The organism is Streptomyces thermocarboxydus (genome assembly GCF_024760485.1).
Taxonomy (GTDB): domain Bacteria; phylum Actinomycetota; class Actinomycetes; order Streptomycetales; family Streptomycetaceae; genus Streptomyces; species Streptomyces cellulosae.
Genome location: NZ_CP058273.1, coordinates 5,069,265 through 5,084,698, shown reverse-complemented (window position 1 = coordinate 5,084,698; position 15,434 = coordinate 5,069,265). Strand labels below are relative to the sequence as shown.

At 72.1% G+C, this 15,434-nt stretch carries 14 protein-coding genes; 5 read left to right on the top strand and 9 right to left on the bottom strand.

Annotation, left to right across the window (positions count from 1 at the left end; translation table 11 throughout):
- The 3 genes from AY578_RS23565 to AY578_RS23555 all read left to right on the top strand — a co-directional run bounded on the left by AY578_RS23565 (position 1) and on the right by AY578_RS23555 (position 1,643).
- The gene (locus tag AY578_RS23565; protein WP_004983065.1) at positions 1-414 is read left to right on the top strand and encodes a roadblock/LC7 domain-containing protein; all 414 of its coding nucleotides are present in this window, start codon (positions 1-3) and stop codon (positions 412-414) included.
- Between the two features lie 94 nt (positions 415-508).
- Positions 509-1,081: a DUF742 domain-containing protein gene (locus tag AY578_RS23560; RefSeq protein ID WP_215048781.1), complete on the top strand. Its 573-nt coding sequence runs from the start codon at positions 509-511 to the stop codon at positions 1,079-1,081.
- The gene (locus tag AY578_RS23555) at positions 1,062-1,643 is read left to right on the top strand and encodes a GTP-binding protein (protein ID WP_026243582.1); all 582 of its coding nucleotides are present in this window, start codon (positions 1,062-1,064) and stop codon (positions 1,641-1,643) included. The genes AY578_RS23560 and AY578_RS23555 overlap by 20 nt, the downstream gene beginning before the upstream one ends.
- Before the next feature lie 495 nt (positions 1,644-2,138).
- On the opposite strand, the gene AY578_RS23550 is transcribed toward AY578_RS23555, so the two are convergent.
- The 3 genes from AY578_RS23550 to AY578_RS23540 form a co-directional block, all read right to left on the bottom strand.
- Positions 2,139-2,330: an acyl-CoA carboxylase epsilon subunit gene (locus AY578_RS23550; protein ID WP_026243740.1), complete on the bottom strand. Its 192-nt coding sequence runs from the start codon at positions 2,328-2,330 to the stop codon at positions 2,139-2,141.
- A gap of 15 nt (positions 2,331-2,345) precedes the next feature.
- The gene (locus AY578_RS23545) at positions 2,346-3,929 is read right to left on the bottom strand and encodes an acyl-CoA carboxylase subunit beta (protein WP_215048780.1); all 1,584 of its coding nucleotides are present in this window, start codon (positions 3,927-3,929) and stop codon (positions 2,346-2,348) included.
- 372 nt (positions 3,930-4,301) lie between these two features.
- Positions 4,302-5,141, bottom strand: coding sequence for an SDR family NAD(P)-dependent oxidoreductase (locus AY578_RS23540; protein ID WP_136239218.1), 840 nt, complete (start codon positions 5,139-5,141; stop codon positions 4,302-4,304).
- Between the two features lie 290 nt (positions 5,142-5,431).
- Here AY578_RS23540 and hpnR point away from each other — a divergent pair, with 290 nt between their 5' ends.
- Positions 5,432-6,931: a hopanoid C-3 methylase HpnR gene (hpnR, locus tag AY578_RS23535; protein ID WP_136239219.1), complete on the top strand. Its 1,500-nt coding sequence runs from the start codon at positions 5,432-5,434 to the stop codon at positions 6,929-6,931.
- Positions 6,932-7,135: 204 nt separating this feature from the next.
- Entirely contained in the window at positions 7,136-7,738 is a 603-nt protein-coding gene (locus AY578_RS23530; RefSeq protein ID WP_019524416.1) for a YceI family protein, read from the top strand.
- Between the two features lie 79 nt (positions 7,739-7,817).
- Here the strand turns inward: AY578_RS23530 and AY578_RS23525 are convergent, their stop codons facing one another.
- The 6 genes from AY578_RS23525 to ureA form a co-directional block, all read right to left on the bottom strand.
- A complete protein-coding gene (locus AY578_RS23525) occupies positions 7,818-9,167 on the bottom strand; it encodes a hypothetical protein (protein WP_028961735.1) in 1,350 nt (449 codons plus the stop codon).
- A gap of 87 nt (positions 9,168-9,254) precedes the next feature.
- A complete protein-coding gene (gene cimA, locus AY578_RS23520) occupies positions 9,255-10,856 on the bottom strand; it encodes a citramalate synthase (protein WP_215049361.1) in 1,602 nt (533 codons plus the stop codon).
- 341 nt (positions 10,857-11,197) lie between these two features.
- Positions 11,198-11,800, bottom strand: coding sequence for a TetR family transcriptional regulator C-terminal domain-containing protein (locus AY578_RS23515; protein WP_019524413.1), 603 nt, complete (start codon positions 11,798-11,800; stop codon positions 11,198-11,200).
- 59 nt (positions 11,801-11,859) lie between these two features.
- Positions 11,860-12,909, bottom strand: a complete 1,050-nt coding sequence (locus tag AY578_RS23510) for an agmatine deiminase family protein (protein ID WP_019524412.1) — start codon at positions 12,907-12,909, stop codon at positions 11,860-11,862.
- A gap of 8 nt (positions 12,910-12,917) precedes the next feature.
- Positions 12,918-14,630 carry an urease subunit alpha gene (locus AY578_RS23505; protein ID WP_258905270.1) on the bottom strand — a complete coding sequence of 571 codons (1,713 nt, stop codon included), beginning with the start codon at positions 14,628-14,630 and terminating at the stop codon, positions 12,918-12,920.
- Positions 14,627-15,349 (bottom strand): urease subunit gamma, encoded by a 723-nt coding sequence (gene ureA, locus AY578_RS23500; RefSeq protein WP_019524410.1) that lies wholly within the window; start codon positions 15,347-15,349, stop codon positions 14,627-14,629. Before ureA ends, AY578_RS23505 begins: the two co-directional genes overlap by 4 nt.
- Positions 15,350-15,434 lie beyond the last annotated feature (85 nt).

Below are 15,434 nucleotides of genomic sequence, written 5' to 3'. Positions count from 1 at the left end.
ATGAGCCAGGCGGCACAGAACCTGAACTGGTTGATCACCAACTTCGTGGACAACACCCCGGGGGTGTCCCACACGGTGGTGGTCTCCGCCGACGGACTCCTTCTGGCGATGTCCGAAGGCTTCCCCCGCGACCGCGCCGACCAGCTCGCGGCCGTCGCCTCCGGTCTGACCTCACTCACCGCCGGCGCCTCTCGGATCTTCGAGGGCGGCAGCGTGAATCAGACGGTTGTGGAGATGGAGCGGGGGTTCCTCTTCATCATGTCCATTTCCGACGGTTCGTCGCTCGCGGTTCTCGCACATCCCGAGGCGGACATCGGTCTCATTGGTTACGAGATGGCGCTTCTGGTCGACCGGGCGGGTACGGTCCTCACGCCGGACCTTCGCGCGGAGCTCCAGGGGAGCCTTCTCAACTGACAAGCGGACGGTGCGACATGGCGTCCCGGGGCCGTAAGGTTTCGGGACGCGGCTCCACAGAGATGGGTGCCAGGCACAGTCGGAGGAGGAGAAAGTGGGAACACCCCCAGACGGTTCATCGGCGGGCAACTGGTCGTACGGCCCCGCCCAGGGTCAGAACGACGGTTCCCAGAACCGGTACGGTTACCCCTCCACGCCGCAGCACGGTCAGCCGTACGCGCCCCAGGGCCCCGGCCCCTCGCCGTACGACCAGCCGCAGAGCCCGCGCATCCAGCCCGTGCAGCCGCAGCGCCGCACGCCCGAGGCGTCGCCCGCCGGGGCGTCCAACAACCCCCTGGTGCGCCCGTACGCGATGACGGGCGGCCGCACCAGGCCGCGGTACCAGCTCGCCATCGAGGCGCTGGTGCACACCACCGCGCAGCCGCACCAGATGCAGGGCCAGCTGCCCGAGCATCAGCGGATCTGCAACCTCTGCCGGGAAATCAAGTCGGTGGCCGAGGTCTCGGCCCTGCTGACCATCCCTCTCGGCGTGGCCAGGATCCTCGTCGCCGACTTGGCGGAGGCGGGACTGGTCGCCATCCATCAGCCCGGCGGCGACGAAAACGCCGGCGGCCAGCCAGACGTGACACTGCTCGAAAGGGTGCTCAGTGGACTTCGCAAGCTCTAGCGGCGGTCCTTCCCGCTCCACCACCTCGGCGAAGATCGTGGTGGCGGGTGGCTTCGGCGTGGGCAAGACCACGTTCGTCGGGGCCGTTTCGGAGATCAACCCGCTGCGCACGGAGGCCGTCATGACGTCTGCTTCGGCAGGCATCGACGACCTCACCCACACCGGGGACAAGACCACCACCACGGTGGCCATGGACTTCGGCCGTATCACCCTGGACCAGGACCTGATCCTGTACCTGTTCGGCACGCCCGGCCAGGACCGGTTCTGGTTCATGTGGGACGACCTGGTGCGCGGCGCGATCGGCGCGGTCGTGCTCGTCGACACGCGGCGGCTCGCGGACTGCTTCCCCGCGGTCGACTACTTCGAGAACAGCGGACTGCCCTTCGTCATCGCCCTCAACGGCTTCGACGGGCAGCAGCCGTACAACCCGGACGAGGTCCGGGAGGCTCTCCAGATCGGGCCGGACACGCCGATCATCACGACGGATGCGCGGCATCGGGCGGACGCGAAGTCGACGCTCATCACGCTGGTGGAGCATGCGCTGATGGCGCGCCTGCGCTAGCCGCTTTCCACGTGAGAACAGCCCCCGTGCCTTTTGGCACGGGGGCTGTTTCCGTGGGTACGGCGGTGCGACGCCGGGTGCGGGTAGTCGCTGGCCGATCGCGCAGTTCCCCGCGCCCCTGCTGAACTGCGGGCAGTCGTGCCGCTCGGGGCGGCACGGGTGGGCGCAGGCGGCACCTCGTAAGCGCCGAGCAGCGCGACACGGCCACCGAGGTGTCGCCCACTGTCCATCGCCGGGTGCGGCCCGGTGGGGGTCGTTCGCGCAGTTCCCCGCGCCCCTGCTGAACTGCGGGCAGTCGTGCCGCTCGGGGCGGCACGGGTGGGCGCAGGCGGCACCTCGTTGGCGCCGAGTTGCGCGACTCCCCCGACGGCCACGGAAGTGCCGGGCAGTGTTCGTCGCCGGGTGCGGCCCGGCGGGGGCTGGTCGCGCAGTTCCTCGCGCCCCTTGAGGGGGTTGCAGAAGGGCCCCTCCTGGAGAGGAGGGGCCCTTCTGGGGTCAACGCCAGCTGTGGGGGGCTCGGAAGCCTGGTTCGCGTTCCAGGCGGCGCCAGCCGGCCCGGGGGCGGCCCCGGTGGGCCGGTGCTGCGGTCTGCGGGGCGGCCGCGCGGGCCATCAGGATCGCCGCGATCGCCGCGACCTCCTCCGGCTCGGCATGCCCCTTCTCCACACGGATGTCAGGTGTCGTCATCGTCGGTTCTCCCACTTACTGGGGCGGGTTGCCGTGCTTGCGCGACGGCAGGTCGGCGTGCTTGGTCTGCAGCATCGCCAGCGAACGGATCAGCACCTCACGGGTCTCGGCCGGGTCGATCACGTCGTCGACCAGCCCCCGCTCGGCGGCGTAATAGGGGTGCATCAGCTCGGACTTGTACTCCTTGACCATGCGCGCCCGCATGGCCTCGGGGTCCTCGGCCTCGGCGATCTGCCGGCGGAAGATCACGTTGGCCGCGCCCTCCGCGCCCATCACCGCGATCTCGTTCGTCGGCCAGGCGTAGGTCAGGTCGGCGCCGATGGACTGCGAGTCCATGACGATGTACGCACCGCCGTACGCCTTCCGCAGGATCAGCGAGATCCGCGGCACCGTGGCGTTGCAGTACGCGTACAGCAGCTTCGCGCCGTGGCGGATGATGCCGCCGTGCTCCTGGTCGACGCCGGGCAGGAAGCCGGGCACGTCCAGGAAGGTCAGGATCGGGATGTTGAAGGCGTCGCACATCTGCACGAACCGCGCGGCCTTCTCCGAGGCCTCGATGTCCAGCACGCCCGCCAGCGTCTGCGGCTGGTTGGCGACGATGCCGACGACCTGGCCGTCCATCCGCGCCAGCGCGCAGATGATGTTCCGCGCCCAGCGCTCGTGGACCTCGAGGTACTCGCCGTCGTCGACGATCTCCTCGATCACCTTCGCCATGTCGTACGGGCGGTTGCCGTCCGCCGGGACCAGGTCCAGCAGCACGTCGCTGCGGCGGTCCGCGGCGTCGGAGCTGTCCACCCGCGGCGGGTTCTCCCGGTTGTTCTGCGGAAGCAGGGAGAGCAGGTAGCGCACCTCGGCGATGCAGGTCTCTTCGTCGTCGTAGGCGAAGTGGCACACGCCGGACGTCTCGGCGTGCACGTCGGCGCCGCCCAGGCCGTTCTGGGTGATCTCCTCGCCCGTGACGGCCTTGACCACGTCCGGGCCCGTGATGAACATCTGCGAGGTGTCGCGGACCATGAACACGAAGTCCGTCAGCGCCGGGCTGTAGGCCGCGCCGCCCGCGCACGGGCCGAGCATGACGCTGATCTGCGGGATGACACCGCTCGCCTTGGTGTTGCGCTGGAAGATGCCGCCGTACCCCGCGAGCGCCGAGACGCCCTCCTGGATGCGGGCGCCCGCGCCGTCGTTGAGGGACACCAGCGGCGCCCCGGCCGCGATGGCCATGTCCATGATCTTGTGGATCTTCGTGGCGTGCGCCTCGCCCAGCGCGCCGCCGAAGATGCGGAAGTCGTGGGCGTAGACGAAGACCGTCCGTCCCTCCACCGTGCCCCAGCCGGTGATGACACCGTCGGTGTACGGCTTCTTCTCCTCCAGACCGAAGCCGGTGGCCCGGTGCCGGCGCAGCTGCTCGACCTCGCGGAAGGAGCCCGCGTCCAGCAGCAGTTCGATGCGCTCCCGCGCGGTCAGCTTGCCCTTGGCGTGCTGCGCCTGGGTCGCCTTCTCGCTCGGGCCGGCCAGTGCCTGCTCGCGGATCTCGTGCAGTTCGGCCACACGTCCGCGCGCGTCGGTCGGCTCACCCGGCGCCTCATCCAAAACGGTCATGTAGTGACCTTACGAAGCCCGCCGCTGATTGCGAGCCGTCGACTCCTCACAGTCTCCGGGGTCTTTTCCTGGTAGCACTGAACAGAACCAGGGAGCTGTGCAGGCATTCCAACTGCTCAGAGGCCCTGCGGCTTGTGGGGGTCGCACAAAGCCCGGCGGCTGAGAGTCGCCTCACACACGCGGGTCGCGCATGCCTCTGCCGGAGTGAAGCGCGGACGCGGCCGGGGTCCGGCAGCCGGAAATCTCAAGGGGTCCGGCCCCTCCCGTACAGGGTGATCCCAGCCAAGTTCCCGGGGTTCACCCGTTCGGGTCGGGTCGCTCACGCAGAGCGTAGCGGTACGCGCCCTGGGAGCGGGCGAGCCCCGGACGCCCTCAGCCGAAGCGGTCCAGCAGCTTCCGGTAGAGCCCCGGCGTCAGCGCACGGACGCGGGGCGGGAGCGTGAGCCACGACGGGATGTACGTGTCGTCCCGCGACTCGCTCACCGCGTCCCAGACCGCCGCCGCGACGCGGCCGGCCGAGGTGGGGCGGGGGTAGGAGCGGTGGTAGGGGCGGCCACGGCGGGCGAAGAAGCCCGTCTCGACGGGGCCGGGCACGACGAGGGTGACGCCGACGCCGGTGTCGCGCAGTTCCTGCCGGAGCGCCTCGGCGAAGGCGGCGAGGCCCGCCTTGGCGGCGGAGTACACCGCCTCCTCGCGGACGCCCACCGCTCCGGCCACCGACCCGACGAGCACCACCCGGCCGCTTCCGGCCGCGACCATCGCGGGCAGCACCTCGCGCACCAGGTGGAGGGTGGCGTTGAGGTCGAGGAAGAGCACCCGGTCGATGTCGGTGTGCGGCATGGTCAGGAAGGGGCCCGCCCAGCCGATGCCCGCCCCGGCGACCAGCAGGTCGATCCGTCCCGCCTCCCGCAGCGCGGCCTCGGCCAGCATCTTCGCCCCGTCGGGGGCGGCGAGGTCGGCGGGCAGCAGGACCGCGGACGTGCCGGAGGCGGTCTCCTCAAGGCGTCGCCGGTCGCGTCCGCTGAGCAGCAGGTGCCAGCCGCCGGCGGCGAAGCGCCGGGCGGTGGCCGCGCCGATGCCCGAGGACGCGCCGGTGACGAGGGCGACGCGGCGGTCCGTGCGGGGCGGGGTCTGTTCGACCGCCGCGGCCGCGGCGGAGACGGCGGGGTCCGCCGGGGGGTCGTAGGTGGAATCGGAGCCGGTGGTGGTCACGAGTACGGTCTCCCATGCGCTGTCGCTGCGGGCCTCGTCATTCAGGACACCCCCGGTGCGGGGGACCTCGCCAGCGCAGCGACCCGGTCGCGGCAGCCCCCGCGGCGGCCGTCCGGAGGGCGCCACCACCGGTATTCGCGGGGGTCGCGGGGGCTGGTGCGGCGCGCCGGGCAACCACTCCTGCGTGCCGCCGCGTGGGCCATGCGGGCGTATGGGCAGTACGCGCCCCGGCGCGGCGGGTTACGAAAGGGACGTCCCGCCCTGTTCCCGGCACCGTGACGAGGTCCCTCATGCGCCTGCTGCTCGTCCACCCCAGCGCCCTGATGTACTCCGAGATCTTCCTCCGGCTCGAACCCCTGGGGCTGGAGCGGGTGGCCGGCGCCGCCCGCGAGGCGGGCCACGAGGTGAGGGTCGTCGACCTCCAGGTGCTGAGCGTGCGGAAGCTGCGCGACGAGGTGCGGTCCTTCCGCCCGGAGGCGCTCGGCATCTCGCTGAACTACCTGGCGAACATCCCCGAGGCGATCCGGCTGGCGGAGCGGGTGAAGGAGGAGCTGCCGGACTGCTTCGTGTTCCTCGGCGGGCACAGCGTCTCGTTCGTCGCCGAGGAGGTCGTCGAGCAGGCGAAGGGCGCCGTCGACGCCGTGGTCCGGGGCGAGGGCGAGCCCGCCGTCGGGCCGCTGCTGGAGGCGGTGCGGGACGGCGGAGTCGAGGGGGTGCCGGGTGTCGTGACGGCGTCGGGGCGCGGACCCGCCCCGCTGATGCTGCACAGCATCGACGAGCCCCGGCCGGCCCGGGACCTGATGCGCAGCCGGCGCCGGTACTTCATCGGTGAGCTGGATCCGTGCGCGTCGATCGAGTTCACCCGCGGCTGCCCCTGGGACTGTTCGTTCTGCTCCGCGTGGACGTTCTACGGCCGCAGCTACCGCAAGGCGTCCCCGGAGGCGGCGGCGGACGACCTGGCGGCGATCCGCGAGCCGAACGTGTTCATCGTGGACGACGTGGCCTTCATCCGGCCGGAGCACGGCAACGCCATCGCCGCGGAGGTGGAGCGGCGCCGCATCCGCAAGCAGTACTACCTGGAGACCCGCTCCGACGTGCTGCTGCGCCACCCCGAGGTGTTCGAGCGCTGGGCGCGGCTGGGGCTGCGGTACATGTTCCTCGGCATGGAGGCGATCGACGCGGAGGGCCTCGACCTGTACCGGAAGCGGGTCAGCCCGGACGAGAACCTGAAGGCGCTGGAGACGGCCCGGAAGATGGGCATCCGGGTCGCCATCAACCTGATCGTGGACCCGGCCTGGGACGAGGAGCGCTTCCGGGTGCTGCGGGAGTTCGCGATGGCCGTGCCGGAGATCGTGCACTTCACGGTGATGACGCCGTACCCGGGCACGGAGATCTGGCACACCGAGTCGCGCCGGCTCACCACCCGGGACTACCGGCTGTTCGACATCCAGCACGCGGTGGTGCCCACCACGCTGCCGCTGGACCGCTTCTACGAGGAGCTGGTGCGCACCCAGGCGGTCATCAACCGCAAGCACCTGGGGCTGCGCACGGCGTTCGGGGCGGCGCGGGTGCTGGCCGCCAACCTGGCGCACGGGCAGACGAACTTCGCCCGGATGCTGTGGAAGTTCAACCAGGTCTACAACCCGCGCCGGCAGCTCGCCGACCACGCGCGTCCGGTGCGTCACGAACTGCCGCTCCCCCAGCGGCTCGACGTGGGCGACCGGCGCCAGCTGTACATCCACACGCGCGGCGCGACCCAGGGCGCCCCGGCCCGCCGGCTGCCGGACTAGGCCGGGCCGCGCATCGGCCGGGCGCCTACGGCCCGGCCGCTCAGGCCGACCGCTCGTTCTCACGCGTTCGAGCGAACGGATCGCGACACCTCCCCCGAAAGATGTTGAAGATTGAAGGGAATGGGTCTACGGTGGGCGGTGTTCGGTTAGTTGAACATTCAACGGGATCATCCCGTCCCCATCCCCGTCCCCAGGAGGAACACCATGGGTCTCTTCGGCCGCAAGGACGACGACAAGACCGCCACCGACACCCCGGTGAGCCCGGACCTGGCAGCGCTGACCGGCGACTACGAGCTGGACCCGGCGCACACCACGATCGGCTTCGTCGCCCGTCACGCGATGGTCACCAACGTCAAGGGCCACTTCAAGGAGTTCTCCGGTCAGCTGCACCTCGACGGCGCCGACCCGAGCAAGTCCACGGCCTCGATCGACGTGGTGATGAACAGCATCGACACGGGCAACGCCGACCGCGACAACCATCTGCGGAGCGCGGACTTCTTCAAGACCGACGAGTTCCCGACCATGACCTTCCGCTCCACCAAGGCGGAGGCCCTGGGCGGCGACCGGTACCGCATCACCGGTGATCTGACGATCCTCGGCACCACCCGGCCGATCACCATCGACCTGGAGTTCAACGGCGCCGCGAAGGACCCGTTCGGCAACGAGCGCGTCGGCTTCGAGGGCAAGGCCGAGATCTCACGCTCCGAGTGGGGTCTGACCTGGAATGCGGCCCTGGAGACGGGCGGCATGCTGGTGTCCGACAAGATCAAGCTGGTCTTCGACATCTCGGCGATCCGCAAGTCCTGACGCCGGCCGCACCCGAGCGCGCCCGCTCCTCCCGGTACGGGAGGGCGGGCGCTCGGCGTGTCCGGGGCGCGCGTCCGGGTCAGAAGCCTCCGCCGAAGTCCCCGCCGCCCCCGAAGCCGCCCCCGCCGAAGTCGCCTCCGCCGAACCCGCCGCCGAAGTCACCGGGGTCGAAGTCCGCGCCGGAGACGTCGCCGCCCCCGTAGCCGCCGAAGTCGCCGTACCCGGAGCCGTAGTCGGACGCGTAGCCAGGGCCGGACATCATGCTGCCGAGCAGGGTGCCGACCAGCAGGCCGGGCAGCAGCCCGCCGCCGAAGTAACCGCCGGCCCAGGGGCCGTACGCGGGTCCCGCCTCCCAGTAGGGGCGGCGGCCGTACTCGGTGTCGACCTCGCGGACCTCGGGGTCGCGGCCCTCCGCGAGACGGGCCTGGTCGGCCGCGCAAACCGGCACCTCGCGCTCCGTCCCGCCGGGCGGGGTCCACAGGGCGTCGGCCACGGAGGGGCCGTGGCGCGGGTCGAAGAAGCACGGCGGGCGGCGCTCCGGCACCGGCCTGCCCGCACGGCGGGCGGCCAGCGACGCGAGCGCGAACCGGCCGTCCTCGACCGCCTGGGTCACCGCCCGGACGTCCTCCGGTTTGCGGGCCGCCGCCATGTACGACTTCGCCTGTTCGTAGGCGTCGAGGGCCCGTTCGTAGTCCGCGCGCATCGCGTCGTCCGCGCCGGGTTCGCCCGGGTGGAAGTCGAGGCGGTCCAGTTCCTCGCCGAACGCGGTGATGTCCTCGTCGACCACCACGCGCAGCTTCTCCAGGGCGGCCGCCTGCTCCTCCTCATGACGGCGCCTGCGGCGGCGGGTCACCGCGTACGCGCCGGCGCCGCCGGCCGCCACCAGCGCCCCGACCGTGATCAGCCCGCCGACGGGCACGTCGCCGGAGCCGTCGCTCCAGGAGTTGGGCGCGCCGCCGTCGATGCTGCGGATCGCGGTGTCGACGAAGTCGTTGAGCTGGGCCTTGGCGTCCCCGGCGGCCTGCACGGACCCGACCAGGTTGGACACGCCCTGCCGGCTGAGCACGCTGCTGTCGGCGCGCGCGTCGAACCGGTCGCCGAGGCGGACGCCGTACAGGCCGGTGATGCCCGTCTCGGTGCGCAGGTCGCGGAAGAGGTTCTGGGTGGGGAAGTCGGCCGGGAGGACGGCGACGAAGATGGGCTTGTCCGCGTCCTCGATCTTGTTGGCGAGGGCCTCGGCGTCGGACTGCGACAGGATGTCGCGGGCGTCGGGATCGACGTAGACGGGGCTCTCGCGCAGGTGTTCGGCGACGGTGGAGACGTCCGTGGCCGCGTGCGCCCCCGGCGCGCCGGCCAGGAGGACCGCCAGCAGGGCGGCCACCGGCACGATCAGCAGACGTACGAGGGTGCGCAACGGTGCGGCCTTCATATCTTCGAAGCTACCCGAATACGCCGCGAAACGGGCATCCGGACCGGTGGGCGCTCCCGTCGCCCGCCGGTCCGGAGACCCCGGAGCTCAGGCGGGTTCCACCCCGGCGCGCAGCAGTCCGTACGCGTAGGCGTCCTCGAGGGCCTGCCAGGAGGCGGCGATGACGTTCTCCGCGACGCCGACGGTCGACCACTCCCCCGCCCCGTCGGAGGTGGAGATCAGCACCCGGGTCGTGGACTGGGTGCCGTGCTTGCCCTCCAGGATGCGGACCTTGTAGTCGACCAGCTCCAGCTTGGCGAGCTGCGGGTAGATCCTCTCCAGGGCGACGCGGAGGGCGCGGTCGAGGGCGTTGACGGGCCCGTTGCCCTCGGCGGTGGCGACGATGCGCTCGCCCTTGGCCCACAGCTTCACGGTGGCCTCGTTGGCGTGGGTGCCGTCGGGGCGGTCCTCGACGATCGCACGCCAGGACTCGACCTTGAAGTACGTCAGCGGCCTGCCCTCGACCTCGGTGCGCAGCAGCAGCTCGAAGGAGGCGTCGGCGGCCTCGTAGGTGTAGCCCTCGAGCTCGCGCTCCTTGACCCGCTCGACGACCCGGCCGACCAGTTCGCGGTCGCCTCCGAGGTCGATGCCGAGCTCCTTGCCCTTGAGCTCGATGGAGGCGCGGCCGGCCATGTCGGAGACCAGCATCCGCATGGTGTTGCCGACCTGCTCGGGGTCGATGTGCTGGTAGAGGTCCGGGTCGACCTTGATCGCGGAGGCGTGGAGTCCGGCCTTGTGCGCGAAGGCGGAGACGCCGACGTAGGGCTGGTGGGTGGAGGGGGTGAGGTTGACGACCTCGGCGATGGCGTGGGAGATGCGGGTCATCTCGCGCAGCCGGCCGTCGGGGAGGACCTTCTTGCCGTACTTCAGCTCCAGGGCCGCGACGACGGGGAACAGGTTGGCGTTGCCGACGCGCTCGCCGTAGCCGTTGGCGGTGCACTGGACGTGGGTGGCGCCCGCGTCGACGGCGGCGAGGGTGTTGGCGACCGCGCAGCCGGTGTCGTCCTGGGCGTGGATGCCGAGCCGGGCGCCCGTGTCGGCGAGGACGGTGGAGACCACGGCCTGGATCTGCGCGGGGAGCATGCCGCCGTTGGTGTCACAGAGGATCACCACGTCGGCGCCGGCCTCGGAGGCCGCGCGGACGACGGACTTGGCGTAGGCGGGGTTGGCGCGGTAGCCGTCGAAGAAGTGCTCGCAGTCGACGAAGACGCGGCGGCCCTGGGAGCGGAGGTAGGAGACGGTGTCGCGGACCATCTCCAGGTTCTCGTCGAGGGTGGTGCGCAGGGCGAGCTCGACATGCCGGTCGTGGGACTTGGCGACCAGCGTGATCACCGGGGCTCCGGAGTCGAGGAGGGCCTTGACCTGGGGGTCCTGCTCGGCGGTGGTGCCGGCGCGGCGGGTCGCGCCGAAGGCGACCAGCTGGGCGTTGCGGAACTCGATCTCCTGCTGGGCGCGGGCGAAGAACTCGGTGTCGCGGGGGTTCGCGCCGGGCCAGCCGCCCTCGATGAAGCCCACGCCGAACTCGTCCAGGTGCCGTGCGATGGCCAGCTTGTCGGCGACCGTGAGGTTGATGCCCTCGCGCTGGGCGCCGTCGCGCAGGGTGGTGTCGAAGACGTGGAACGAGTCGTCGGGCTCGCTGGTTGCGGTCATGGTCTGAAGGCTCCTGTATTGGATCTCGGTCTACCGGAATGACCGGTTCCACCGTTCCCCCATGGTCCCTCGCGCCCGGTTCCCGGCTGCAGGTGGGCCGAGAAACAGAAAAACCCCTCGCGGGTGCGAGAGGTCTGCGCGCGGGTCGAGGACGACGGTGTCCGCCCGTACGGTGTCGTACGTGCGGTCACTGCGGACCGGCGCGCCTGCTGCCAATAATCGTGGCGAACGAGAGCACGGGGGGATTTTGGCACAACCCGCCCGCCTTTCCACCGCCCGTCTCAGGATGCGGGCGTCCGGCGCGGTGCGGTGAGACGCGGGGCGGTGCTTTCCGGCCGGGCTCAGGCGCCCGCGGCCAGCGTCTCGTCGAGGAACTCCCGTACGTGGGACAGGACCTGGGTCCGTCCGGTGCCGCGCAGGCCGATCGCCACGTGGATGGCGAGACCGTCGAGCAGGGCGCGCAGCCGTACGGCGTAACGGTCGGCGTCCACCGGGCGGAACTCGCCGCGGGAGACGCCCTCGGCGAGCAGCGCCACCAGGTCGCGGTGCCAGGCGCCCTCGATGGCGGCCTGCCGGTCGCGCGCCTCGGGCTCCGCGTTCTGTGAGCGGTTCCACACCTCCAGCCACAGCGTCCAGTGCGGGTCGCGGTGTCCGTCGGGCACGTACAGCTCCACGTAGCCGTCGAGGCGTTCGCGGGCGGTGCCGGACCGCGCGAGCAGCCGTGCCCGCTCCGCGCCGAGCCGCCCCTCGCTCCACTCCAGGGTGCGCAGCAGCAGCTCGTCCTTGGACCCGAAGTAGTAGAGCAGGTGCCCGCTGCTCATCCCGACCTCCCGTCCGAGCGCCGCCATGGTGAGCTTCTCCAGCCCCCGCTCGGCGATCATGGCCATGGCGGCGGCGAGCACGTCCTCACGCGGGGGCGCGGGGGTGCGGCGGCGGGGGGTCACCGGGCGGTCTCCCGGGCGGGCCGGGGCGTATCGGGGAGCAGTACGTTCACCCGTACGTTCTACCGGACCGCCGCGCGCGGCTGCTGCTGGGTGATGCAGTGGATGCCGCCGCCGGCCGTGAAGATCGGGCGGGCGTCGACCTGGGTGACCGTGCGGGTGGGGAAGAGACGGCGGAAGAGGGCGGCGGCCTCCTCGTCGCGGGGGTCGTCGAAGGCGCACAGGACCACGCCGCCGTTGCACAGGTAGTGGTTGATGTAGGAGTGGTCGGCCCAGTGGCCGTCGGCCTCCAGCCTGGTGGGGGCGGGGACCGGGACGACCTCCAGGGGGCGGCCGCGGGCGTCGGTCGCGGAGCGGAGGATGCCGATCACCTCCTCGGTCACCTCGTGGTCGGGGTGGGCCGGGTCCGGCTGGTGGTGGGCGACGACCAGGCCGGGCCGGGCGAACGCGGCGACGATGTCGACATGGCCCAGGGTGCCGAAGCCGTACGGCGGATAGTCGGCGGTGAGGCCACGCGGCAGCCAGATCGCCTTGCGGGTGCCGAGGTGGGCGTGGATCTCCGCCTCGGTCTCCTCCCGGGTCCGGCCGGGATTGCGTTCGGGGCCGAGCTGGACGGTCTCGGTGAGCAGGACGGTCCCCTCGCCGTCGACGTGGATGCCGCCGCCCTCGTTGACGAGGTCCGTGCGGTACGTCCGGGCCCCGGCGAGGTCCGCGACCTGCGCGGCGATCTTCGCGTCGTGCTCCCAGCGGGCCCACTCCTGGGCGCCCCAGCCGTTGAACGTCCAGTCCACGGCGGCCAGCCGGCCCGCGGGGCCGGTCAGGAAGGTCGGCCCGATGTCGCGCATCCACGCGTCGTCCAGCTCCCGCTCGACGGTGTCGACGCCGGGGCCGAGCAGCTCCCGCGCCTGCGCCGACTGTCCGGGTCCGCACACCACGGTGACGGGCTCGAAGCGGCGCACGGCACGGGCGACCTCGGCCCAGGCGGTGCGGGCGGCGGCGAGGGCTTCCGGGTCGGCGAAGGTGGGGTTGGGGCCGGGCCAGGCCATCCAGGTGCGCTCGTGCGGGGTCCACTCGGCGGGCATGCGGAAGCCGTCGGCGGCGGGCGTGTTCATCCGGGTCCTCAGAGGAAGTAGAGGCGGTTCAGGGAGACCGAGTCGGCGGGCCGGGAGCGCAGCGGCTCCCCGTCGAGGGTGACCAGCCCGGTGCGGGGGTCGACGTCGACGGCGCCGGTACGGGAGTTGTGCAGCAGGTCGGCGGGCCCGATGCCGCGGGTGCCGCGCACGGCGACGCGGCGGCGCCGGGTGGGCATCGTGTCGCGGCCCCGCTCGACGGCGGCGCGGGCCACGAAGGCGACCGACAGCTCGGCGGGCGTGGCGCCGTACGCCCCGAACTGCGGCCCGAGCACGAGGGGTTCGCAGGTGTCGGTGGCCGCGTTGGGGTCGCCGGTGACGCCGTACGCGGGGAAGCCGGCCTTGAGCACGAGCTGCGGCTTGGCGCCGAAGAACTCCGGCCGCCACAGCACGATGTCGGCGAGCTTGCCCACCTCGAGGGAGCCGACCTCGTGGGCGAGGCCGTGCGCGATCGCCGGGTTGACGGTGAGTTTGGCGATGTAGCGCAGCACCCGCTCGTTGTCGTCGTCGCCGTCCGCGCCCAGCTCGGCCTTCATCTTCCCGGCCATCGCGAACGTACGGCGGACGGTCTCCCCGGCGCGGCCCATGCCCTGTGCGTCGGAGGAGGTGATGCCGATGGCCCCGAGGTCGTGCAGGACGTCCTCGGCGCCCATGGTCCCGGCCCGGATCCGGTCGCGGGCCATGGCGGCGTCGCCCGGCAGATCGGGCTTGAGGTCGTGGACGGAGACGATCATGCCGTGGTGCTCGGCGACCGCGTCCCGGCCGAAGGGGAGCGTGGGGTTGGTGGAGGAGCCGATGACGTTCGGCACGCCCGCCATCTTCAGCACGTTGGGGACATGGCCCCCGCCGCAGCCCTCGATGTGGAAGGCGTGGATGGTGCGGCCCTCCAGCACACGCAGGGTGTCCTCCACCGACAGGCACTCGTTCAGTCCGTCGCTGTGCAGGGCCACCTGCACGTCGTGCTCCTCGGCGACCCTGAGCGCGGTGTCCAGGGCGCGGGTGTGGGCGCCCATGTCCTCGTGCACCTTGAAGCCGCACGCGCCGCCCTCGGCGAGCGCCTCGGTCAGCGGCGCCGCGTGGGAGGACGAACCCCGGCCGAGGAAGCCGATGTTGACGGGCCAGGCGTCGAAGGCGGAGAACGCGTGGCGCAGCGCCCAGGGCGAGTTGACGCCGACGCCCCACACCGGGCCGAACTCCTGCCCGATGATCGTGGTCACCCCGGAGGCGAGGGACGCCTCCATCACGCGGGGCGACAGGAGATGGACGTGGGTGTCGACGGCGCCGGCGGTGGCGACGAGCCCTTCCCCGGAGACGATCGAGGTGCCGGTGCCGACGACGACGTCCACGCCGTCGAGGGTGTCCGGGTTTCCTGCCCGCCCGATCGCGCTGATCCGCCCTTCCCGGATGCCGACGGACACCTTGCGGATGCCGAGGACGGCGTCGATCACCACCACGTTGCTGATGACGACGTCGCAGGTCTCGCGCACCGAGGCGGCCTTCAGGTGCAGTCCGTCGCGGGCGGTCTTGCCGAACCCGGCGAGGAACTCGTCGCCGTACCGCTGGGCGTCGGACTCCACGCGGATCACCAGACCCGAGTCGCCGAGGCGGATCCGGTCGCCGGCGCGGGGGCCGTGGGTGGCGGCGTAGGCCTGCGGGTCGAGGCCGTCGTACTCGCCGGTCCCGCGGCCGAGGGTGCGGCTCATCGCGTCGCTCCTTCCGGGGCGCCGGGGCGGTCGTCGCCGGGGGCGGTGGCGCCCAGGTAGCCGCAGGCCGCCGCGCGGCGCAGCGCCTCGCCCTTGGCGCCCGGCGCGTCCAGCGGGCCGTCGACGAGCCCGGCGAAGCCGACGGCGACGCGGTCCCCGCCGATCGGCACCAGACCGACCCGCCGGGTCTCGCCGGGTGCGAAGCGGACGGACGAGCCGGCGGGCACCGCGAGCCGCATGCCGTAGGCGTCCGCGCGGGGGAAGTCGAGGCGGGGGTTGGCCTCGAAGAAGTGGAAGTGGGAGGTGACCGAGACGGGCACGGCGGCCGTGTTGGTGACGGTCACCACCGCCTCCGGCGCGGGGTCGCTGTGCGCGGGACCGGGCAGCAGGGCGCCCGGTGCGTCGTCGCCGAGCCCGCCGCCGATGGGGTCGGTGACGACGGCCAGCCGGGACCCGTCGTCGAACACGGCCTCCACATGGACCTCGGTGACCACGTCCGCCACCCCGGGCAGCACGTCGTCCGGGCCCAGCACCGACCGGGCCCGCTCGACGGCCTCCGCCAGGCGCGCGCCGTCCCGGGCGGCCTCGCAGACGGTGTCGGCGATCAGGGCCGTCGCCTCGGGCACGTTCAGCCTGAGTCCCCGGGCGCGCCGGGCCCGGGCCAGCTCGGCCGCGCCGAAGAGCAGCAGCCGGTCGCGTTCCGTCGGGGTCAGTCTCACGCCGTGAACACCTCCTTGCCTTCCCTCGCCCACGATTAGAGCATCACTCTAAACCTGAGCAACGAGGAACGGAACCATTGACGTA